Origin of the sequence: Micromonospora sp. NPDC000089, assembly GCF_042899365.1 — a bacterium.
Lineage (GTDB): Bacteria > Actinomycetota > Actinomycetes > Mycobacteriales > Micromonosporaceae > Micromonospora.
The window spans coordinates 554,549-574,924 of sequence record NZ_JBIAZT010000003.1 but is presented as its reverse complement, the minus strand read 5'-3'; the positions used below and the strand labels follow the sequence as shown (position 1 = coordinate 574,924).

At 71.8% G+C, this 20,376-nt stretch carries 19 protein-coding genes; 8 read left to right on the top strand and 11 right to left on the bottom strand.

The features are described from left to right. Positions 1-62: 62 nt before the first annotated feature. Positions 63-3,005 carry a hypothetical protein gene (locus tag ACFY3U_RS09355; RefSeq protein ID WP_387197487.1) on the bottom strand — a complete coding sequence of 981 codons (2,943 nt, stop codon included), beginning with the start codon at positions 3,003-3,005 and terminating at the stop codon, positions 63-65. A 158-nt stretch (positions 3,006-3,163) separates the two neighbouring features. Further along, positions 3,164-4,081, bottom strand: a complete 918-nt coding sequence (locus ACFY3U_RS09350; RefSeq protein ID WP_387197484.1) for an RNA polymerase sigma-70 factor — start codon at positions 4,079-4,081, stop codon at positions 3,164-3,166. 163 nt (positions 4,082-4,244) lie between these two features. On the opposite strand from ACFY3U_RS09350, the gene ACFY3U_RS09345 reads away from it, so the two are divergent. After that, positions 4,245-4,730 carry a carboxymuconolactone decarboxylase family protein gene (locus tag ACFY3U_RS09345; protein ID WP_387197481.1) on the top strand — a complete coding sequence of 162 codons (486 nt, stop codon included), beginning with the start codon at positions 4,245-4,247 and terminating at the stop codon, positions 4,728-4,730. Positions 4,731-4,798: 68 nt separating this feature from the next. Here ACFY3U_RS09345 and ACFY3U_RS09340 read toward each other — a convergent pair whose 3' ends face one another. Both ACFY3U_RS09340 and ACFY3U_RS09335 read right to left on the bottom strand, forming a co-directional pair. Continuing rightward, a complete protein-coding gene (locus ACFY3U_RS09340; RefSeq protein ID WP_387197478.1) occupies positions 4,799-5,143 on the bottom strand; it encodes a type II toxin-antitoxin system HicB family antitoxin in 345 nt (114 codons plus the stop codon). Further along, entirely contained in the window at positions 5,143-5,388 is a 246-nt protein-coding gene (locus tag ACFY3U_RS09335; RefSeq protein ID WP_387197475.1) for a toxin HicA, read from the bottom strand. The genes ACFY3U_RS09340 and ACFY3U_RS09335 overlap by 1 nt, the downstream gene beginning before the upstream one ends. Positions 5,389-5,473: 85 nt before the next feature. Between ACFY3U_RS09335 and ACFY3U_RS09330 the strand changes: the two genes are divergently transcribed. Genes ACFY3U_RS09330 through ACFY3U_RS09320 form a run of 3 tightly spaced genes read left to right on the top strand, consistent with a single transcriptional unit; the run spans position 5,474 to position 7,028 of the window. Continuing rightward, positions 5,474-5,800 carry a hypothetical protein gene (locus ACFY3U_RS09330; protein WP_387197472.1) on the top strand — a complete coding sequence of 109 codons (327 nt, stop codon included), beginning with the start codon at positions 5,474-5,476 and terminating at the stop codon, positions 5,798-5,800. Positions 5,801-5,847: 47 nt separating this feature from the next. Further along, the gene (locus tag ACFY3U_RS09325; protein ID WP_387197469.1) at positions 5,848-6,357 is read left to right on the top strand and encodes a helix-turn-helix domain-containing protein; all 510 of its coding nucleotides are present in this window, start codon (positions 5,848-5,850) and stop codon (positions 6,355-6,357) included. Between the two features lie 44 nt (positions 6,358-6,401). Next, positions 6,402-7,028, top strand: a complete 627-nt coding sequence (locus tag ACFY3U_RS09320) for a putative toxin-antitoxin system toxin component, PIN family (protein ID WP_387197466.1) — start codon at positions 6,402-6,404, stop codon at positions 7,026-7,028. 353 nt (positions 7,029-7,381) lie between these two features. On the opposite strand, the gene ACFY3U_RS09315 is transcribed toward ACFY3U_RS09320, so the two are convergent. Further along, positions 7,382-7,591 carry a GntR family transcriptional regulator gene (locus ACFY3U_RS09315; protein ID WP_387197463.1) on the bottom strand — a complete coding sequence of 70 codons (210 nt, stop codon included), beginning with the start codon at positions 7,589-7,591 and terminating at the stop codon, positions 7,382-7,384. Positions 7,592-7,988: 397 nt separating this feature from the next. Here ACFY3U_RS09315 and ACFY3U_RS09310 point away from each other — a divergent pair, with 397 nt between their 5' ends. The 3 genes from ACFY3U_RS09310 to ACFY3U_RS09300 are packed head-to-tail and all read left to right on the top strand — an operon-like array spanning position 7,989 to position 8,983. Continuing rightward, the gene (locus tag ACFY3U_RS09310) at positions 7,989-8,282 is read left to right on the top strand and encodes a DivIVA domain-containing protein (protein ID WP_387197459.1); all 294 of its coding nucleotides are present in this window, start codon (positions 7,989-7,991) and stop codon (positions 8,280-8,282) included. Continuing rightward, positions 8,279-8,551 carry a hypothetical protein gene (locus ACFY3U_RS09305; protein WP_387197457.1) on the top strand — a complete coding sequence of 91 codons (273 nt, stop codon included), beginning with the start codon at positions 8,279-8,281 and terminating at the stop codon, positions 8,549-8,551. Before ACFY3U_RS09310 ends, ACFY3U_RS09305 begins: the two co-directional genes overlap by 4 nt. Before the next feature lie 33 nt (positions 8,552-8,584). Further along, entirely contained in the window at positions 8,585-8,983 is a 399-nt protein-coding gene (locus ACFY3U_RS09300) for a hypothetical protein (RefSeq protein ID WP_387197454.1), read from the top strand. 68 nt (positions 8,984-9,051) lie between these two features. Here the strand turns inward: ACFY3U_RS09300 and ACFY3U_RS09295 are convergent, their stop codons facing one another. From ACFY3U_RS09295 to ACFY3U_RS09285, 3 genes are all read right to left on the bottom strand, one after another. Then, entirely contained in the window at positions 9,052-9,984 is a 933-nt protein-coding gene (locus tag ACFY3U_RS09295; RefSeq protein WP_387197451.1) for an alpha/beta fold hydrolase, read from the bottom strand. 196 nt (positions 9,985-10,180) lie between these two features. Continuing rightward, positions 10,181-13,699 carry a phosphodiester glycosidase family protein gene (locus ACFY3U_RS09290; protein WP_387197448.1) on the bottom strand — a complete coding sequence of 1,173 codons (3,519 nt, stop codon included), beginning with the start codon at positions 13,697-13,699 and terminating at the stop codon, positions 10,181-10,183. 121 nt (positions 13,700-13,820) lie between these two features. Further along, the gene (locus ACFY3U_RS09285; protein WP_387197445.1) at positions 13,821-14,783 is read right to left on the bottom strand and encodes a zinc metalloprotease; all 963 of its coding nucleotides are present in this window, start codon (positions 14,781-14,783) and stop codon (positions 13,821-13,823) included. A gap of 368 nt (positions 14,784-15,151) precedes the next feature. Between ACFY3U_RS09285 and ACFY3U_RS09280 the strand changes: the two genes are divergently transcribed. After that, positions 15,152-17,410 (top strand): esterase-like activity of phytase family protein, encoded by a 2,259-nt coding sequence (locus tag ACFY3U_RS09280; protein WP_387197442.1) that lies wholly within the window; start codon positions 15,152-15,154, stop codon positions 17,408-17,410. Positions 17,411-17,530: 120 nt separating this feature from the next. Here ACFY3U_RS09280 and ACFY3U_RS09275 read toward each other — a convergent pair whose 3' ends face one another. The 3 genes from ACFY3U_RS09275 to ligD (ACFY3U_RS09265) all read right to left on the bottom strand — a co-directional run bounded on the left by ACFY3U_RS09275 (position 17,531) and on the right by ligD (ACFY3U_RS09265) (position 20,328). After that, positions 17,531-18,283 (bottom strand): TIGR03089 family protein, encoded by a 753-nt coding sequence (locus tag ACFY3U_RS09275; RefSeq protein ID WP_387197439.1) that lies wholly within the window; start codon positions 18,281-18,283, stop codon positions 17,531-17,533. 205 nt (positions 18,284-18,488) lie between these two features. After that, positions 18,489-19,397, bottom strand: coding sequence for a non-homologous end-joining DNA ligase (gene ligD, locus ACFY3U_RS09270; RefSeq protein ID WP_387197436.1), 909 nt, complete (start codon positions 19,395-19,397; stop codon positions 18,489-18,491). Continuing rightward, entirely contained in the window at positions 19,390-20,328 is a 939-nt protein-coding gene (gene ligD, locus ACFY3U_RS09265; protein ID WP_387197433.1) for a non-homologous end-joining DNA ligase, read from the bottom strand. Before ligD (ACFY3U_RS09265) ends, ligD (ACFY3U_RS09270) begins: the two co-directional genes overlap by 8 nt. Positions 20,329-20,376 lie beyond the last annotated feature (48 nt).

Here is a 20,376-nt window from a genome sequence, read left to right as displayed (position 1 = left end):
CGCCCTCGGGCAGTGGTGGTGGGCCGTCCCGTCGCGGGGCGGCCCACCACGTCAACTGCCGGTCAGGAGTAGTTGACCAGGAAGTAGTAGCTCGTCGAGTCGGTCCATGACCCGTCGGCGGTACGGCCGCGCACGCTCATGCTGTGCGAGCCGGCCGTGCTCGGCGTCCAGTTCACGGTGGCGGTTCCGGCGGTGCTCGCCGACACCGTGGCCGGCGTCCCGTCGTCCACGGTGTACTCGAAGTCCACGACACCCGGGCTGCCCTGGGTGAAGGTGAACTCGCCCGGCACGTCCACGCCGCCGGCCCACTCACCGGCCGGGTAGCTGCCCGACGACACCAGCGGCGCGGTGCCGACCAGGAACGGGTAGTCGGTCTGCGGCGTGTACTCGCCGGACGCGGTACGGCCGCGCACCGAGAGGAGGTTCGGGCCGTTGCGGTCCATCGTCACCCCGATGTCGGTCACCGACGAGTCGGGGGTCTTCGGCACGCTCCGCCAGGGGCCGCCGTTGAGCTGGTACTCGAAGGTCGTCACCTCGCTGATCTCGGTGTAGACCCCGAACGTGCCGACGGAACCGATCCCGCCACGCGGGGTGTACTCGTCGTAGGCGCTGCTGACGTTCACCCGCGGGTCCCGTACGGAGAAGTAGTACTGCCGCTCGGGGGTGGCCGTGCCGTCGGCCGCCCGGCTGGTGACGGTCAACTGGGTGAACCCGGAGTGCGTCGGCGTGATCTCGACCGTCGCCGTGCCGTCCGCCCCGGCGGCCACCACCTGCTCGTCCCCGCTGTACTCCAGGGTGTAGCGGTATTCGGTCACGCCGGCGCGGCCGGGGTGGAAGGTGAAGCGCCCGGGCTGCCCGGGCTGCCCGGCGAAGCCGTTCTCCGGGTAGTCGGTGGAGGTCACCACCGGCGCGTCGCTCACCTCGAAGGTGTAGGTGCGCGTCGGCGAGAAGGTGCCGTCCTGGAAGCGGGTGCGCACGGCGAGGGTGTTGGCGCCGGAGCGGTCCGGCGTCAGCGTCACCCGCGCCCAGCTGTAGTCCGGGTCGACGGTCTGCTCGGGCCCGTCGTTGAGCCGGTAGACGTAGGCGTCGACGTCGGGCATCGCGGTGTCGAAGTTGAACTCGCCGGGGATGCCGACGCCACCCCACGCACCGTTCTCGTAGTAGGTGCCGGAGGAGACCGACGGCTTCGTGTCGATGACGCTGAACTCGTACTGCGTACCGTCCGAGTAGGTGCCGTCGGCGGCGACGCTGCGGACGCCCAGCACGTACCAGTTGGGCTCGGTGGGCGTCCAGCGCAGCACCGCGGTGCCGTCCGCCGCCGCGTCGATCCGCTTGGTCTCCTCGTTACCGAGCGTGTACTCGTAGGCGACCACGCCGGTGCGGCCCGGTCGGAAGGTGAAGCTGCCCGGGCGGTCGACCACGCCGTTGTGGTCCGCGGTGAAGTCGGTCGACTCCACGAACGGGGTGTCGCGGACCAGCACGTCCTCGGTGTGCGCGCCGACGAACTCGGTGCCGACATAGCTGCGCACCTGCACCTTGGTGATCCCGGTCGTCGGGAAGACCACCGGGACCTCGGTGGTGCCGTCGGCGTCCGCCGGCACCCGGACCTCGTCGCCGACACCGATCGTGTACCCGAACTGGGTGACCCCCTCGACGTTGGTCGTGATGGCCAGTCGGCTGGGCAGGCCGACGCCGCCCATCGTCACCCGCACCCCCGGCGCGGTGGACTTGGCGAAGAACTCGTACCGGGTCGTCTCGGAGGAGTTCGACGCGCTGTCCACGCTGCGCACGCTCAGCGACTCGACGAACGAGGTCGGCGCGTACTCCAGCGTGACGTCCGCGCCCGGCTTCGGTGCGGGGATGTAGTTGTACGTCTGGCCGAAGCGGCCCCAGTAGTAGCCGACCACGTCCTTCGACCCGTTCGCGGTGAACGTGAAGGTGCCGGGAACGCCGCTGCCGCCGTGCGCCTGGCCGTCGTTCGGGTACGTCACCGAGCTGACCACCGGCGTGGCCGGCCGCACGGCGTCGACCTTCACGTAGCACGGCTTGGCCCACTTCGAGTAGTCCTGGCCGTCGTAGGCACGGGCGGTCCAGGCGACCACGGTGCCGTCCGGGTACTGCGACATGTCCCAGCCGGTCTTGGACAGGTGGTTGCCGTAGCTGGAGCCGAGCCGCTCGGAGCGCTGGTCCTCGTGACCGACCGGCCAGGCGGCGAAGTTCCCGTTGTAGTCGTAGTCGTAGGGGTCGGCGTCGTCGCCACGGACCATCAGCGTGTAGGTGCGCGGGCCGACGGGCTGCGGCTTCGCCTTGGTGCCGCACGCCCAGGCCGGAAACTCCAGCCCGATCTGCGCCACGGTGGGCGCCTGGTTGGCCTCGGCGTGGATCACCGGGAACGGGCGCAGCTTGCGGCCGTGGGACAGGTCGCCCTCGTACCCGTGCGGCACCCGGACCTCGATGGTCAGAGTCTGCGAGCCCTGCTTCGCCAGCTTCTGCAGCGCGGGAATGATGTCCCAGGCGAGGTAGCCGGGGCAGCTGGCCTCGCCGCCGGCCTGGACGGTGCCGAGCAGCTCACGCCGGCGCGGTGAGGACTGCCAGCTCGTGGTCGACGTGATCGCATCGGTGCGCCAGACCTCGACCGGCTGGGCGGTCGAGCAGTCCGCCGCCGACCGCTCCGCGATGACCAGGTCCGCCTTGTGGATGATGGCGCCCCGGAAACGCGAGACGTCGAAGGTGAAGTAGGACCGCGACTTGTGCTTGGCGCCGCTGGCGTCCGCCCAGGCGCCGATCGGCGCGTCCCCGGTCGGGTCGACGAACGACGTGCCCGGCGACCGGGAGTCCGTGTACGCCCAGCCGGACTTGCTCACGTCCTGCCCGTAGGCCTGCGCCGGCACGGCGGTGATGCCGACCAGACCCGCACCGAGCACGATTCCCAGTGATGCCGCGAGCAGTCTTCGCGCGCGCACGATCATCGAACCTCCCCCGTAGCCGATGGCGTGCATCGCCATGCGGGCGGGAGCATATCGAGCGATGCCAGTCGGGCGCGTACCCGTTTCGCGTTGTCTCCGCCCGCCGAACGGCCAGTCCCGGGTGCTCGGCCTTCGGCCCAGGATCTGGTTCGGACGCTGTGGAGCTGATGACGTAAACGGATCAGAGGCCGCGTCAGTCAGCGGGAGAGGGTGGTCTCCTCGGTCATGTGGGAGAGCTTGTCGGGGTTGCGGACGGCGTAGAGGCCGGTGATGCGGCCGTCGTCGAGGCGTACCGCGATGACGGTGTCGAGCTCGCCGTCGAGCTGGACGATCAGCGCCGGGTGGCCGTTGACCTGGGTGGATCGCCACGAGGTGCTGCCGGCGATCTTGCCCCAGCCGCCGGCGAGCAGGCGGGCGACCCTGTCGGCGCCGACGATCGGCCGGGGGACGGCCTGCTTGATGCCTCCGCCGTCGCCGAGCATCACCACGTCGGGCGCGAGGATGTCGAGCAGGCGTTGCAGGTCACCGGTCTCCACGGCACGTCGGAAGGCGTCCAGGGCGTACCGCGTCTCGGTGGCGGAGACGACCTGGCGCGGCCGGCGGGCGGCGACGTGCGCGCGGGCCCGGTGGGCGATCTGCCGGACGGCGGCGGGGCTCTTGTCGACGGCGTCGGCGATCTCGTCGTACCCCAGGTCGAAGACCTCGCGGAGGACGAACACGGCGCGTTCGGTCGGCGCCAGTGTTTCCAGCACCAGCAGCATGGCCATCGACACGCTGTCGGCCAGCGCGACGTCCTCGGCGACGTCGGGGGTGGTGAGCAGCGGCTCGGGCAGCCACGGCCCGACGTAGGACTCCTTGCGACGGCCGAGCACCCGTAGCCGGGTGAGCGCCTGGCGGGTGGTGATCCGTACCAGGTAGGCGCGCTGGTCGCGGACCGCGCCCAGGTCGACGCCCGCCCACCGCAGCCAGGTCTCCTGGAGTACGTCCTCCGCGTCGGCGGCCGAGCCGAGCATCTCGTACGCCACGGTGAAGAGCAGGTTGCGGTGCCGGAGGAACAGCTCGGTGGCCGGGTCGGGCCGGTCGGCGTCGGCCGCGTCGGTCGGCGTACCCGTCATGGGGTTGCTCCTGTTCGCCGGTGGTGCGTCACCCATGGGATGCCGCGACCCGCCGCGGTGTGACAGCCGGGCGCCGTGGCGCCCGTCACCCGGCCGGCCTGTCACGGCCGCCGGGCGGCCGGCATCTCGTGTACGTCCCACCCGACGAGCGAAGGACGGAACGATGGACGCCCGATTCAACCTGTTCGACAACGAGATCGCCATGCGCTTCGCCAAGCGGTTCGCCAACGCCGGCCTGGTGGTGCAGCAGTCGCCGCTGCCAGCGTCGACGCAGGAGCTGGTGTCGCTGCGGGCCAGCCAGATCAACGGTTGCGGCTGGTGCATCGACATGCACGTCAAGGAGGCGCTGGCCGCCGGCGAGTCCGCGGTGCGGCTGAGCCTGGTCGCGGCGTGGCGGGAGTCGACGGTCTTCACCGAGGCGGAGCAGGCCGCGCTGGCACTGGCCGAGGAGGGTACGCGGCTCGCCGACGCCGCCACCGGCGTCTCCGACGAGACGTGGGAGCTGGTGCGCAAGCACTACGACGACGACCAGATCGGGGCGCTGGTGTGCCTGGTCGCGCTGATCAACGCGGCGAACCGGTTGGCGGTGATCGTGCACCAGAAGGGCGGGTCGTACGAGCCGGGGATGTTCGCCGCCGCCCTCGCCTGACGCTGGGTCTGGCCCCGGGTCTACCGATCCGGGGCCAGACCCACCACCTGTCGCGGGCCCTTGCCCGGTTAGGCGGCCCGGAGCTTTCCTAACACGTACTGGTTGAGGCTCATCCCGTCCTCCGCGGCCCGCATGGCGAGTTCGCGGTGCAGGCTCTCGCCGACGCGAAGGTTGAACTTGCCGGAGTAGCTGCGGTCGGCGAACGGCTGCGGCACCGGCTCGCCCTGCTCCTCCAGGTCCCCGATCACCTCACGCACCAGCTTTTCGAGCCCTTGAAGGGCTCCCATCTGCGACTCTGCCAGCCAGGAGAGCGACGGGAACTCCACGCAGGTGGCCACGAACTCGTCATCGTCGGCCGACCAGGTGACCCGGTAGGTGTAGTGGGTGATCTCCGGACGCGCGTCGGACTGCATCACATGGCCTCCTTCTTCTCGACCGCCCTGAGCACCTGGCGCACCTGGTACGCCTTGGCCCTGCCCTTGTCATTCTGGATGTTGACGCGCGGGTCGCCCGCCCAGGGCATCTTGAACACCGCATGGGAGGTCCCGGCCTGCCGGGGCTTGCCGAAGTAGTGCTCGCACACCCGATAGAGATCGTTGTAGCCGACGTTCTGCTGGTTGCTCCGCATCGCTTCAACAAGCTTGGCTATCGAGGGCACCAGCTGATGGTACTACCGATGGTACTGCCTTGCCCCGCTCTCGCGTCAGCTCCGTAGTCAGCACCGGAAGGGCGGGGAGTCCGCGGTGCGGCTGAGCCTGGTCGCGGCGTGGCGGGAGTCGACGGTCTTCACCGAGGCGGAGCGGGCCGCGCTGGCGCTGGCCGAAGAGGGGACGCGGCTCGCCGACGCCGCCACCGGGGTGTCGGACGAGACGTGGTCGCTGGTGCGTAGGCACTACGACGACGACCAGATCGGGGCGCTGGTGTGCCTGGTCGCGCTGATCAACGCGGCGAACCGGCTGGCGGTGATCGTGCACCAGAAGGGCGGGTCGTACGAACCGGGGATGTTCGCCGCCGCGCTCAAGCAGACAGCGATGCCCGTTTTGGCAGTAATTCAAGATGACGAGCAGTAATCCTCGATCACGTTGCGTTTCTTGCGAATTGGACGCATGCTAGCTCCATGACAGCCGCAGCCCGCGTCATGGATGAGCAGACGATCCTGCCCGATGCCGCCAACAACGCGGAAGTCGTGGACCTGCTTCAGGTCCTACGCGACCGTGGCCACAGCGTGCCCAAGGCCAGAGCACAGCTGGTAAGCGCAGACGGCACTAGCGCTAAGCCCCTACCAGACGGGCTACACGACATCTTGGTCAAAGCGCTAGAGGCCTTGGCCAGCGGCTACGCCGTCACGATCGCGCCGCAGCACACAACACTCACCACACAGCAGGCGGCAGACATGCTCGGGGTATCACGGCCAACCCTCACCAAGTTGCTTGACGAGGGAAGGATTCCGTACGAACGGCCCAGCAGTCACCGCAGGATCAAGCTAGCCGACGTGCTCAAGTATCAAGATCAGCGGCGGCAGGAGCGACGGAAGCTGCTTCAGAGCATGACGACGGAGAGCCTTGACATGGGGCTTTACGACTTGCCAGCAAGCAACCTTGAGGAAGGCGACGACGACAGAACGTGAAGCCGAAGCTTCCGCCGGGCATCCGCATCGCCTAGGCTCGCTTAGTGCCGTTCTCTGTCCTGCTCGATGCGAACGTCCTGGTTCCAAACGCGCTCCGCGACACTCTTCTACGGGTCACAGAAGCAGGCTTCTACCGTCCGCTTTGGAGCCAGGACATCCTCGCAGAGACGCGGCGAACGATCCTAAGGCTACGCCCAAGCATTGACCCCAACCGGCTCGACATGATGTTCACGTGCATGAATGCAGCGTTCGGTGACGCCCTCGTCACGGGCTATGAGCCTCTCGTCACGGGCATGACGAACGACATAGATGACCGACATGTCCTAGCCGCGGCCGTCGCCGGCCGAGCGGACGTAATCGTGACCAACAATGTCAAGCACTTCCCCCAAGCCGCGGTGGGTCCTCTACACATCGAAGTACTGAAGCCCGACCGGTTCCTGTGCCTGCAATACGACCTAGCTCCGGCTCCGGTGGTGGACATCATCAAGAGGCAGAGCGACGAGACTGGCCGCTCGGCCGGGAAGCCCCGACTGAGCATCGATGAGTTGCTTGAGTTACTCAGCAACGGCGGCGCGCCTAGGTTCGTCGAACACATTCGAGGCCACCTAGCAGCAGCGAGGCTCCGACCGCGTTCCCCGAATGTGCCCGCACCTCGCCTGGTCGAGTCATAGCACGGACCGTTCAGGTCCCGCTTCCCGCCTGGACAGTTGGCGGTGAACCTGAGGCTGATCCAGTGCGTCTAATTCACGCAGGATGCGAGGCATTGGCAGGCACCCCTCGCGAGCAAGATCAATCGGCCCCACAAACGATCTTGGTCACCCACCTCGCCGACCTGCACATCACCATGACCGGCTACGAGTGACCCTGGCCAGCGACCATACCGACGGCGACACCAGTCGTCGGCCGCACCCGATCAGAGTCCGTAGGATCGAAGGCAGCAACCGCGGATCGCTGCCTTCGATTCCTAGGCCACTCGTCGCACGTTAAGTAGCTGTCGGATCACAACCTAGAACGACGACGGTTCTCAAGCTCCTGGGGATTCAGCGACGAAGACGCCACGACCGGGGCGGCCGACCAGTACACCCTGCTCACGCAGCGTGGCGATTGCCCGCTGAATCGTCGAGTGCGAGACGTCGTACGAGTCCGCAAGCGCCTTCCCCGAGGGCAGCTGACTGCCCGGCGGGTACGTCCCGTCCTTGATCTTGCTCCGCAGGTCGTCGAGCAGTTCATCCATGGTGGGTGGGATAGGCACAGTACGGCCCCTTGCAGTCGGTTGGCCCACCCAGTATTGATCCACACCCTCGACGTAGGCAATGCATCTTCTGAAAGAGGTGACAGTGGTGACACAGCTGATAATGATGATGGTTGAGCAGAAGAGGATGGATAGGTACTTGACGTAGGTGAAGCTGCATCGGTAGCGTCGCTCTCGGTGATGCGGTGCTGGTGCGGTCGGTTGGCGCCTCTCGTGTTGGTCTCGCATCGCCGCCGAGACCTCACTCCGCGCTCCCCCAGCGCGGCCCTGTTGCCGTACTCGCCGATTGAGGCTGCGGTGGCAGGGCGGGGGTGGTCTCCGCCGCACCGCAACCGGCGGAGACCGCCCCCTTCCACCACTACCCGAGGGCGGTCACCGCGTGCGTAACCTGCTGAGCCGGCTGGTGAGCCGGCCCGACCCCACACCCCCGACCAACCACCACCCGCTGCGGCATCGGTCGCCGTTGCAGCCGTGGCAGATCCGGGAACGCTGCTTCACCGTCCGCCGCCGCGGCCTGGACCCGGACGAGATCCGCACCTTCCTGCACCGGGTCGCCGACGAACTCACCGTCGCCCAGACCGCCGTGGTCGCGGTGCAGGAGGAGAACGTACGCATCAAGAACGCCCTACGCGCCTGGCAGAGCGCCCAGTCCGCACACCACCAGTACCGATGAGCGGGGACCGCTGGGTGATCCACCTGCCGGTCACCGCACCCGACCTGACCCGCGCCCGGATCTTTGCCCGTACCGCCGCGCGGGTGCTGGCCCGGCTCAGCGCCCGCGTCGAGCCGGGCGGGGTGACCGTGTCCGCCGAGGACGACCAGGGCGTACGCCACTGGGTGTTCTGCGACCGGCCGCTGCCGGACGGGCGCGGCCGGTGCGCGCTGCCGACGGCGCACTCATCCGCCTGCGCGCCACGCCCGCCGTGGGTGCGGCGGCGGTGAGGCGCCCTGACGGCCGCCGACGATAGTCGCCGCATGCTGGCAGCCCTGGTCCGCAGAGCCGGGCCGGACGTGCGGGTCTGGCACCCCACCGGTCGCGCCGATCCGGCGGGCTTCGCGGCGATGGGGTGCGCGGAGGCGCTGCTGCACGGCGATGACATCGCCCGGGGCCTCGGTGTCGCCCTCGATCCCCCGCGTGCGGTGTGTGCCAGGGTGCTCGCCCGGCTGTTCCCGCGCGCCGCGCGGCGAGGGGTGGACCCGTGGGCGGCCCTGCGCTGGTCCACCGGCCGGGCCGAGCTGCCCGGGCACCCCCGGTTGACCGAGTGGCACTGGCAGGCGACGCCACCGGACCCCGGGTCTCGTGCGCTCCGGCGCCGTCCCACGCCTGCGACCTCGGCGTGCGCAGTACGCCCGCCGAGGCGCCGGCCGCGCTGATTCGTTTACGTCATCAGATCCAAAGGCGCTCGCGAGGTGGTCGACCACCGGCCGGAGCAGGAGCGCGGTCAGCGGCGGGCGACCGCCAGCACCGCGTCCGCGAAGGCCTCCGGCGCCTCCTGCGGCAGGTTGTGCCCGACCCCGCCGCCGACGGTCCGGTGCTCGTACGGACCGGTGAACCGCCCGGCGTACATCGACGGGTCGAGGTGGGGTGCGCCGTTCGCGTCGCCCTCCAGGCTGATCGTGGGCACGGTGACCGGCGGGTTCGCCGCCAACCGCCGCTCGATCTCGTCATAGCGCGGCTCGCCCTCGGCCAGGCCCAGCCGCCAGCGGTAGTTGTGGATCACCACGTCGACGTGGTCCGGGTTGTCCAGCGAGGCGGCGCTCCGGTCGAAGGTCGCGTCGTCGAAGTCCCACCTCGGCGAGGCGGTGTGCCAGATCAGCCGGGCGAAGTCGCGCAGGTTGGCGGCGTACCCCCGCCGGCCCCGCTCGGTGGCGAAGTAGAACTGGTACCACCAGGACAGCTCTGCCTTCGGGGGCAGCGGGTTGCGGCCCGACTCCTGGGCGGCGATCAGGTAGCCGCTCACCGCGACCAGCCCCCGGCAGCGCTCCGGCCACAGCGCGGCGATCACGCAGGCGGTGCGGGCCCCCCAGTCGAAGCCGGCCAGCGTCGCGCTCGCCACCCCGAGGGCGTCCAGAAAGGCGAGGGTGTCCGCGGCCAACGCCGCCTGCTGGCCGTTGCGGGGAGCGTCCGCGGCACGGATCCGGGTGGTGCCGAAGCCGCGCAGGTGCGGCACGAGCACCCGGAGGCCGGCCCGGGTCAGCAGCGGCACCACCTCGGCGAAGCTGTGGATGTCGTACGGCCAGCCGTGCAGCAGGACCACCACGTCCCCGTCCGGGGGCCCCGCGTCGACGTACCCGATGGTCAGGGCCCCGGCGTCGACGTGGCGCAGGTCGCCGAACGGCCGGTGCGCCGCGGCGCCGGCGGAGGACTGCGTCATCGGCTGCTCCCAGGGCTCGGTCGGCACCTCGACACACCGGTCGGCTCGTGGCGAGCGTAGGGCCGCGGGCCCGGCCGCACCGCACTTCCGGCAAGGCTCACCGGCGGCGGCACGAGGTGGCTACCCTCCGGCCAGCGGGGCCCTGGCCACCCGGTTCTGGGTGACCAGGGCCCCGTACCCGCGGCCCGCCCGGCGGTCAGCCGACCGTGACCTCGCGGGTTGCCGACAGCGTCCCGGCCCGGACGGTCAGTGTCACCCGGCCGGGTGCCAGGCCGGTCAGCACGGACGTACGCAGGTCCAACACCGCCCGCAGGCCGGGGCGACGGCGCGCCGCCGCCAGCTCCCGGTCGTCCGCCACCACGGCCAGTGCGGGGTCACCGCCCCAGGTCACCGACATCGGGTAGCGCAGCGGGATCACCCGACCGTTCTGCCCGTCGTCGACGGCTCGGGCGCTCACCGGCGCCGAAGCGTTCACGGCGACGGAATCCGGTACGGACAGCTCGACGCGGCTGAGCACCGGCCGCACGTCCGCGCTGAACCAGCCGAGCCCGTCGGCGTCCGGCCGGTCCGCGGTGACCCGGGCCCGGTCAGGGTCGAGCGTCACCAGCGACCAGGCGGCGAACCCGCCGTGTCCGGCGTCGCCGTACGGCACCTTGCCCACGACCGGGGCGTTGAACTCCAGCACCCCGTCGGCGCGGCGCACGTGCGCGGTGTGCGCGTGCCCGCTGACCAGCGCCACCTGCTTGCCCGACGAGGCCCGGAACCCGGCCAGCCACTGCTCCAGCAGCTGCCCCTCGTACGGGTCGGACAGCTGCGACGAGCCGGTGCCGCTCGGGTCGAGCACGGGGTGGTGCACGGCCACCACGACCGACGAGACATGCCGGTCCGTCTTCGCCGCGTCGAGCTGCTCCCGCAGCCAGGGCAGCTGCCCGAAGTCCGACAGCCGCAACGAGCCGAGCGTGCTGTTCAGCAGGATGAACCGAGTCCCGGCGTGGTCGAAGACCTGTCGGGTGGGCCGCCCGGTGGACGCGCTGAACTGGGTGAGCGTGCCGGTCGCGCTGGCGCCGGACTCGTGGTTGCCGACCGCCCAGTACAGCGGGATGTCGGCGGGCAGGTGCTCGTCGATCAGCTTCTGGAACAGCGCGAAGTCCTGCGGGCGGTTGCTGTCCACCCCGTCGCCGGAGAGCAGCACGAAGTCCGGGCGGGCCGCAGCGATCTCGTCGACCGCCCGGGCCGTCTGGGTGTACGCGTACGACCCGGTGCCGCCGTCGGCGTTGATGTGCGTGTCGGACAGCACGGCGAACCGCCAGGCCCGCCCGCTCGGCGCCGGGGCGTCCGCACCCTGCTCCCGCACGGCCGGGTCCGGCTGGTCCGGTACGTCCGGCAGGTCCAGCGCCACGCCGACCCGCGCATCGAGCAGCGCCAGGTCGAGCTGCCCCGCGTCGCGCCGGGTGGAGTCGGTCTCAACGAGATAGATCCGGCTCAGCGTCAGCGGGGCGTTGAAGCCGCTGGGGATCGCACCCTCGACCCGCCGCCAGCCGGTCCAGTCGACCTCGGTGGCGAAGGTGAACGGCACGTTCGTGGAGCCCTGCGCGCTCATCATGGCCCGCAGCCAGTGCCGGTGCCCGTCGCCCTTGACCCACATCGCCAGCCGCTGCGCCCCGGCCGGCAGCACCAGCGGAGACTTGGCGATCGCGTACGCGGCGGACGTACCGGTGGGTTGGTTGGTGAAGTCGTAGCTGAGCCGCAGGCCGCTTTCACCAGCGGGGGCGCCGGGCCGGTCGGCGGTGTCCACGCCGGTGAGGCGTACGGTCGCCTTGGCGGCGGCCGGGCTCCACTGCGTGGCGTCGGCGAGGGTCGACAGCGACTGGTCGGACAGCCCGACGGTCAGCGGGATCCGCAGCGTGTGCCCCTGCACGGTGGCGGTGACCACGGTGCCCTTGCCGTCGGCGCCCGGGGCGCCGGTGAACCGCAGCGTGCCGTCGGGCCGGGTCTCGATCGTGGCCACCGACCGGTCGTAGTCGAGCTGGACGTCGCGCGGCTCGATCGGCGCGCGGAAGCCCTCGGCGTCCACACCGGTGACGGCGACGTCCCGGTGATCGCCCGGGGAGAGCGCCAGCGACTGCACGTCGGCCTCGATCCGGTCGAGCGGGCCGAGCACCCGCAGGTCCACCTTGGCCCGCACGCCACCGGAGCGGGCGACGAGCGCGCCGCTGCCGCTGTGCTTACCGCGCAGTTGGCCGTCGGCGTCCGGCTTGACCAGGTCACCGGGCACGGACTGCCAGCGCAGGCCGGCCAGCCGGGCCGGGCCGTACGTCTCGTCGTAGCCGACGGCGGACACGTCGCGGGACAGGCCGGGGAAGACCCGGTCGGACCGCAGGCGTACGTCGACGCCGTGCAGGTGACCCGAGCCGGCGGGCGGGACCAGCCCGACCGCGTTCGGCACCGGCCGCTGCCCCCCGTCGGAGGGCACGTTGGTGACCGCCACCCCGGTGTCGCCGCGTCGCCGGGACACCAGCTGCGACGAGCCGCCGCCGTCGAGCATGACCGCGTCGACCGCACCGGCCGCGCGCATCCGCTCGGCCAGTTCGGCCACGCCGAGCCCGCGGGACCGGCTGGAGCTGCCGTCGGCGACGTACAGCAGCAGCTTGCGGTCGCCGGTCCAGCCGATCGCCGTACGCGGCTTGAGGGCGGTGTTGTTCGCGTCCGCCGGGTCCAGCGCGACGAGCGCGCCGCCGCGGACCAGCACCTGGTGGGCGCCGAGGGCCAGCGAGAACGGGCTGGGGGCGTCCGAGCGGGCGTGGTAGTCGACGGTGACCCGGGTGCCGACGGGGGTGCCGGCCAGCTCGGTGGCCAGCGTGCCGGCGGCGAGGAGAACCGAGCCGCCGGCCGGGACCGGGGTGGCGGTCTTGCCGGTACGCACCGCGCTGACAACCCCGTCGCGGACCTCGACCTCCACGACCGGGCCCGCGGTGCCGACGTACCCGCGGTCGCCCGGCCCCCAGGCGGGGGTGTAGAGCACGGCGGAGTTCGCCGGGACGTTGTTGGCGTTCAGTCCGCCCAGGTCGAATCGGCGGTCACCGACCGTGGCGCTGCCCTCCAGCAGCAGGTTGGCGATCCGGCCGACCCCGTCGGCATCCAGTCCGACGGCCGGGCTGCCGGCCCGGTCGGCCTTGAGCAGTTCGCCGTCGGCGATCGCGCCGCCGATCGGGGCGTTCGTCGTGTTGATCGCGAAGAAATCGCCGTTGGTGGCGGCCACGGCGTGCGCGGCGTCCGCGAGCGCGGAGGGCGGCCGGGTCCCGGACACGGAGTCGGCCAGCAGCTTCGGCTTCGTCGGGCCGTCCAGGTCGGCGGTGAGCAGGAAGCTGTCGAGGAAGCCGCGGGCGTCGTAGCTGCGGTCCCGGGTGAGCGACACCCGGGGGGCGATCTCCTGGCGGTGGTGCTCGACGGGCAGCGACGTGACCGCCGGTACGGTCGGCGCGGCCGGAGCCAGGGCGTCGTCCGCGGGCGGTGCGGCGACGCGCGGCCCGCTCGGTGCGCGCCGACCACCGTCGTGGTCGTGGTCGTCGACCGGTCCCGGCGCGGTGGCGGACGCGGGCGTTGGCGCGGCGAGCGCGGTCGGTGGCACGGCCAGCGGTACGACGAGCGCCGCCAGCACGGTGAGCCGGGCGAGGGATGGACGTGGTCCGAGGATGGTTCGGGTATGTCCTGACACGTTGTCGCAGGTTAGGCGGCCGGTGCGGCCTGCCGACCAATCTCCGATGAACCCGTAGTGGCCGGGAGGAAGGGGTTGACGGGCCGGCGGTCGCGGCCCGCCAACCCCTTCGGGTGACGACCTAGCCGGCGCCGCCGGCGCGGAAGGCGACCCAGGCGTCGCTCATCCGGTCCGCCTGGCCCGGGGTGAACTCGTTCATGCACGAGTCCTGCGTGTAGTCCATGAAGTTGTGGATCGGGTCGAGGCCCGGGGCGGTGCAGGTGTCCGCGCCGACCGGGCAGTTGAACTGCGGCGCGGCCTCGCGCGGGGTGTCCGCGACGAAGTCGCCGGAGGCGGCGCAGCCGTGCGCGAAGGTGTGCTCCAGCATCAGCCAGTGCCCGACCTCGTGGGTCAGCGTGTCACCCTGCGCGTACTTGCCGGCGGTGCCGCCCGGCATCGACTCGTCGAGCATCACCACGCCGTCGATGTAGTCGCGGCCGTTGTTGTAGGCCTTCGGGAAGTACGCCCAGCCGAGCAGGCCGCCGCCGATGTTCGCCGCGTACACGTTCAGGGTCTCGGAGTCACCGGTGTAGAGCGCCTTCTTCATGTCCCGCTCGTTCTTGCCCGGCTCGACCGTGTACCAGGCGCTGTTCACCGTGTAGGTGGTGTCCACCAGGTCGAACCGGAACGGGGTGTCGGCGGCGGTCGCCGACGTCCTGCCCGAGTACGAGTCGTTGAGCACCTTCATCTGGTTGGCGATGAGGGTGTTCCACCGGGTGGTCTCGGCGGCGGTCAGCGGGTGGTCGGAGACCATGTGGAAGACGGTCGGGATGGTGACGCTGCCGTTGGGCAGTCGCGGCGAGTCCTTGACGACGCCGTAGGCGTTCGCCTCGTTCGTCGAGTACAGCTCGGGCTCCTGGGCGGTGGCACCCTCCTTGACCCTGGCCGCGCTCTGACCGGCGGCGCCCGGCGCGCAGGCCGCGACGCCCGGGGAGGCGGTCGCCGGGGCGGCCACGCCGAGCGCGCCGGACGCGCCACCGGAGGCCAGGAACGTCGCGGCGGTCGCGGTGAGGACGGCCAGGCGGAGGGTTGCTCTCCTGTGCATCGGTGCACCTTTCGTCGGGGGAACGGCGCGGTCGACGGGGGCTCGGCAGGGCCGGGGTCGAGGGCGTCGTGCTGGTATGACACCACGCCGAAGACGCCGGGAAAAGACCTCTGAGCAGGGTGGATGCCGATGTAACGGCAGCGGCCCGAACGGCGCTGATGGATGCCGTCCGGGCCGGTTCGGGGTCGCCGGTGACCGGCCGGGCCGGGGCCGGCGGGCTCGGCGTACCCGGTCCGCTTTCCCCGGCGTTCACGGCGCGGACAGCTGCCGCTCGGGCGTGCGTGGCAGCCTCCGTCGGAGTCCGAACCCGACGGAGGACGATCTTGACCATAGCGAGAAGAGCACTCACCTCGGTGGCGGTGGCGGGCGTGACGGTCGTCGCGCTCACCGGCACCGCCGCCGCTCACCCCCGGCACCACGACAAGCAGCTCAGCTTCGACCGCACCGCCACGTACCCGGTCTTCCAGAACCGGCCCGCCGGTGAGGACCCGACCACCGCGACCGTCGCGGAGATCTCCGCGGTCAGCGAGGACGGCCGCACCCTGGTCTACACCGACGCCGCCGCCAAGCGGATCGGCTTCCTCGACATCTCCCGCCCGGAACGCCCGCGCGGCCTCGGCACCCTCTCCCTGGCGCAGCTCGGCGACGCCGAGGACGAGCCCACCTCGGTGGCCGTCGTCGGCCGGTACGTCCTGGTGGTCGTCAACACCAGCCCGAGCTACACCGCGCCGTCCGGGCGGCTCGACGTGATCGAGCTGGCCACCCGCCGTCGGGTACGCAGCTTCGACCTCGGCGGCCAGCCGGACTCGATCGCGATCAGCCACGACCAGCGGTACGCGGCCATCGCGATCGAGAACGAGCGGGACGAGGACGCCACCCCGCCCGGCCACAAGAAGGGCGACCTGCCGCAGGCGCCCGCCGGCTTCGTGCAGATCGTCGACCTCGCCGGCCGGTCGCCGCAGCGCTGGGCGCTGCGGGCCGTACCGCTCACCAACGCCGACGGTACGGCGCTGCCCGCGCTGACCGCCGCCGGCATCACCGAGCCGACCGACCCGGAGCCCGAGTACGTCTCGATCAACCGGCGGAACCAGCTCGCGGTGACCCTGCAGGAGAACAACGGCGTCGTCCTGGTCGACCTGCCCACCGGCCGGCTCACCGGCGCGTTCAGCGCGGGCACGGCCTCGATCAGCGGCATCGACACGGTCAAGGACGGCACCATCGACCAGACCGGTTCGATCACCGACGTGCCCCGCGAGCCGGACGCGCTGGCCTGGGTGGATGACCGCTACCTGGCCACCGCCAACGAGGGCGACTGGCGGGGCGGCACCCGCGGCTGGTCCATCTTCGACAGCCGCACCGGGAAGGTCGCCTGGGACGCCGGCAACACCTTCGAGCGGCTCGCCGTCCGGTACGGGCTGCACAACGAGGACCGGTCCGCGAAGAAGGGCCCGGAGCCGGAGGGCGTGGCGATCGCCGAGTACCGCGGCGTGCGGTACGCCTTCGTCGGCTCGGAGCGCAGCAACTTCGTCGCCGTGTACGACCTCAGCCGGCCGACCGCGCCGGTGTTCCGGCAGGTGCTGCCCACCACCAACGGGCCGGAGGGGCTGCTGCCCATCCCGTCCCGGGGGCTGCTCGCCGTCTCCAGCGAGGAGGACGACGCCTCCGTCGGCGTACGCGCCTCGGTGTCGCTGTTCCAGCTCGGCAAGGGTGCGCCGGCGTTCCCGAGCATCGTGTCCGCCGACGACGAGACCGGCGCGCCGATCGGTTGGGGCGCGCTGGGCGCCCTGTCCGCCGTGCCGGGCAAGCCGCACCAGCTCTACAGCGTGACCGACGCGGCGTACGCCCGGACCCGGATCGTGACCATCGACGCGGCCCGCACGCCGGCCGTGGTGACCGGCGCGCTGCCGGTCAGCGACGAGGCCGGCCAGCCCGTCGGGTACGACGCGGAGGGCATCTTCGCCCGCCCGCAGGGTGGCTTCTGGCTCGCCGTCGAGGGCGCCAAGGGTGACCAGAACAAGCTGGTCCGGCTGGACGCCGCCGGGGTCACCCGGCAGACCGTCCCGCTGCCGGCGGACGTCGCCGCCGGCCTCGGCAAGCAGGGCTTCGAGGGGGTCACCGCGACCACCGACAAGCAGGGCCGGGAGATCGTCTGGGCGGTGCTGCAGCGGGAGGTCTCCACCGACCCGGCCGGCGTCGTCCGGATCGGCCGGTACGACGTGGCCGCGGGCACCTGGAGCTGGTTCGGATACCAGCTGGAGCGGACGAACGTGCCCGGTGACTGGCTCGGGCTGTCGGAGATCACCGTGGTCGGCGACAAGCTCGCGGTGATCGAGCGGGACAAGCTCAACGGCCCGGCCGCCGCGGTTAAGCGGATCTACACCGTGCCGCTGCCGGCCGGCCCCGCCGCGCCCGGCGCGCTGACCGTGCTGCCCAAGACGCTGGCGCTCGACGTGCTGCCGGCGCTGCGGGCCACCAACGGCTGGACCCAGGAGAAGCTGGAGGGCCTGGCGGTGGCCGGTGACGGCCAGCTGTACGCGATCACCGACAACGACGCCGTCCAGGACGCCACCGGCGAGACGGTGTTCCTCCGCCTCGGCCCGGCCCGCAAGGTGTTCGGCCGGCACTGATCGTGCGGTACCCGAGGGGCGTGGCCGGTTCCCGGTCGCGCCCCTCGGCGGTTGGCTCGCCGACGCTCTGCGCCCTTCGCACGAGCTGGCCCCAGCCTCCGGCCCCACGGCGGGGACGGCTCAGAGGACCCGGGTGATCCCTTCGGCGGCGCGCAGCGCGTCCAGCCCGGCCGGGTCGAGGTTGGCGCAGACCACCACGGACGCCCCGGCCGACAGCGGCGCCAACAGCCACTTCACCGGCTGCTCGTGCTCGGCCGCGTCCACCAGCAGCCGGTCACCGGCCCGCAGGTCGAGCTGCGCGGCCAGCTCGGCCGCCAGCCGCCCGTACGCGCCGAAGCTGGTGCCGTCCGGGGTGGCCGGGTCGGCCGGGTGGACGGCCTGGTGATCGGGTGGGGTGTCGTCGTGCGGCAGCACCTCGGCCGACCAGTCCAGCCAGCCCACGGGCACCTCGCCGAGCAGGCCGGGCGCGGTGCCGACCAGGTAGCGGTGCGTTCCGCCCGGCACGTTCTCCAGCCAGTCGTCGAGCCGTTCCGGGGTGCAGAACACCGCGTCGTACGGCAGGTCGCCACCCGGCTCCAGCACCGACAACCCGGCGGTGGCCCGGGGCCGGAACGACACGGCCAGCCCGAGCGACCAGGCGCCGAGCAGCACGGCGGCGGTCCGCCAGTGCGGCGGCAGCAGCACCGCCACCCGGTCACCGGCCCGCAGCCCGCACCCGTCCCGCAGCAGCCCGGCCGCGCGCGCCGCCCACCCGCCGAGCTGGCGCGCGGTCAACTCGGTGCGCTCACCCGTCACATCGTCCAGGTAGGTCAGCAACGCCGAGTCGGCCCGCCGGACGCCGCTGGGCAGGGGCAGGGCGGTGGCCACGTCCATCACACTCTCCTCGCTCGACGTCGACCCACCCTAACGCCCCCGGACGGGCGACATGATCGTCTGAGCGTCAGCCACTCGACACGCCGACGACCCAACGGCCCAGCATCAGACGATCATGACGACCACTGTCCCGGGCGCGGCGGGACCATCGAGGGGGACGAGCAGGGGCCGGGCGAGTGGTCAGGCGGCGAGCGGGGAGCGCGGCTCAGTCGGGTAGCGCCGGGCCGCCGCCGAGCAGCGGCGCCAGCAGGTCGCCGTCCTGCTCCACCCGCTTGAGCACCTCGCCCGCCGAGTACGGCTTGGTCGCCGGCCGCTTCCCGGCCGCGCCCGCCTCGACCTCGTCCCAGGTCAGCGGCGTCGACACCGCCGGCACCGCCTGCGCGCGCAGGGAGTACGGCGCCACCGTGGTCTTCGCCGCGTTGTTCTGACTCCAGTCGATGAACACCTTGCCGGGGCGCAGGTTCTTCGCCATCTTCGACAGGACCAGCTTCGGGTGCTCCCGCTCCAACTCCTGGGCGATCCGCTTCGCGTACCCGGAGACCACTTCGGCATCCTGGGTGCCGCGGATCGGGCAGCAGAGCTGCATGCCCTTCTTGCCGGACGTCTTCGGGTACGCCGCCACCCCGTCGAGCGCGAGCCGGTCGCGCATCAGCAACGCCACCTGGCAGCACTGCCGCAGCGCCGCCGGTGCGCCCGGGTCCAGGTCGACCACCATCAGGTCGGGGTGGGCGCCGATCTTCCACTGCGGGGTGTGCAGCTCCAGCGCGGCCAGGTTCGCCAGCCAGACCAGGGTGGGCAGCTCGTCGGCCACCACGTAGTCGATGGTCTCCCGGCCCTTGCTCGACCCGGGGGCGGGCAGGTTCTCGGTGCGTACCCAGGCCGGGGTGGCGGCCGGGGCGTTCTTCTCGAAGAACGAGCCGCCGCCGACGCCGTTGGGATAGCGGATCCGGGTGAGCGCCCGGTCGGCCAGGTGCGGCAGCAGCACCGGCGCGATCCGGGTGTAGTAGTCGATCACCTCGCCCTTGGTGAAGCCGGCCTCGGGGTAGAGCACCTTGTCCAGGTTGGACAGCTCCAGCGAGCGCCCCTCGACCTCGACCTTCAACCGGTCAGCCATCCTCGACCTCCTCCGCCGGCTTGTCCGGGCGCAGCCGCAGGATGCGGGGGAACCGCAGCCGCCCGTCCGGGGTGCGCTGGCCGTACTTGACCTCCACCACCACCAGCGGGGTTACCCAGATCGCTCCCCGGGCATCCTCGCGCGGCACGCCCGCCGCGAACGGCGACCCGCCGGCCCGCAGCGGCTCCAGCTCCCGCAGCAGCTCCCGCTCGATCGCCGCGCCGATCCCGCCGCCGACCCGGCCCCGGTAGACCAGCCGCCCGTCCGGCCCCGGCACCCCGACCAGCAGGCCACCGATCTTCCGCGCGCCGGGCCGCCAGCCGCCCACCACGAAGTCGCCGGTGACCTCCAGCTTGACCTTCACCCAGTCCGGCGAGCGCACCCCGGGCCGGTAGGCCGACTCGACCCGCTTGGCCATCACCCCCTCCAGCCCGTGCTCGCCGGCCGCCTCGTAGGTGGCCGGGCCGTCCGCGAATGTCGGCGGCACGGCCCACCGGGCCGCGCCCAGCCCGAGCGCCTCCAGCGCCGCCCGCCGCTCCCGGTACGGGCGGCCGGCCAGGTCCTCGCCGCGCAGCCGCAACAGGTCGAAGATCATGTACGTCACCGGGGCGGCCGCCGCCAGCCGGGCCGCCTTCACCCGGTCGCGGACGTGCATCCGCTCGGCCAGCGCGGTGAACGATGGTTGGCCGGCGGCGTCGAAGAGCACCACCTCGCCGTCGAGCAGCGCGTCGTCGACCTGCTCGGCCAGCGGCACCAGCTCCGGGTACGCGGCGGTGATCTCCACGCCGGAGCGGGCGTACAGCCGGGAGTGGCCGGCGGCGACGTCGGCGAGCGCGCGGACCCCGTCCCACTTGAACTCGTACGCCCAGCCGGAACCGCCCGGGAGTGGCCCGGTGATCGCGAGCATCGGCTTCAACGGCGCGCCGGGCACCTCTCGACTGTAGTAGCCCGCAGAAGTGCTCGCGTGTGCTTCGATCGT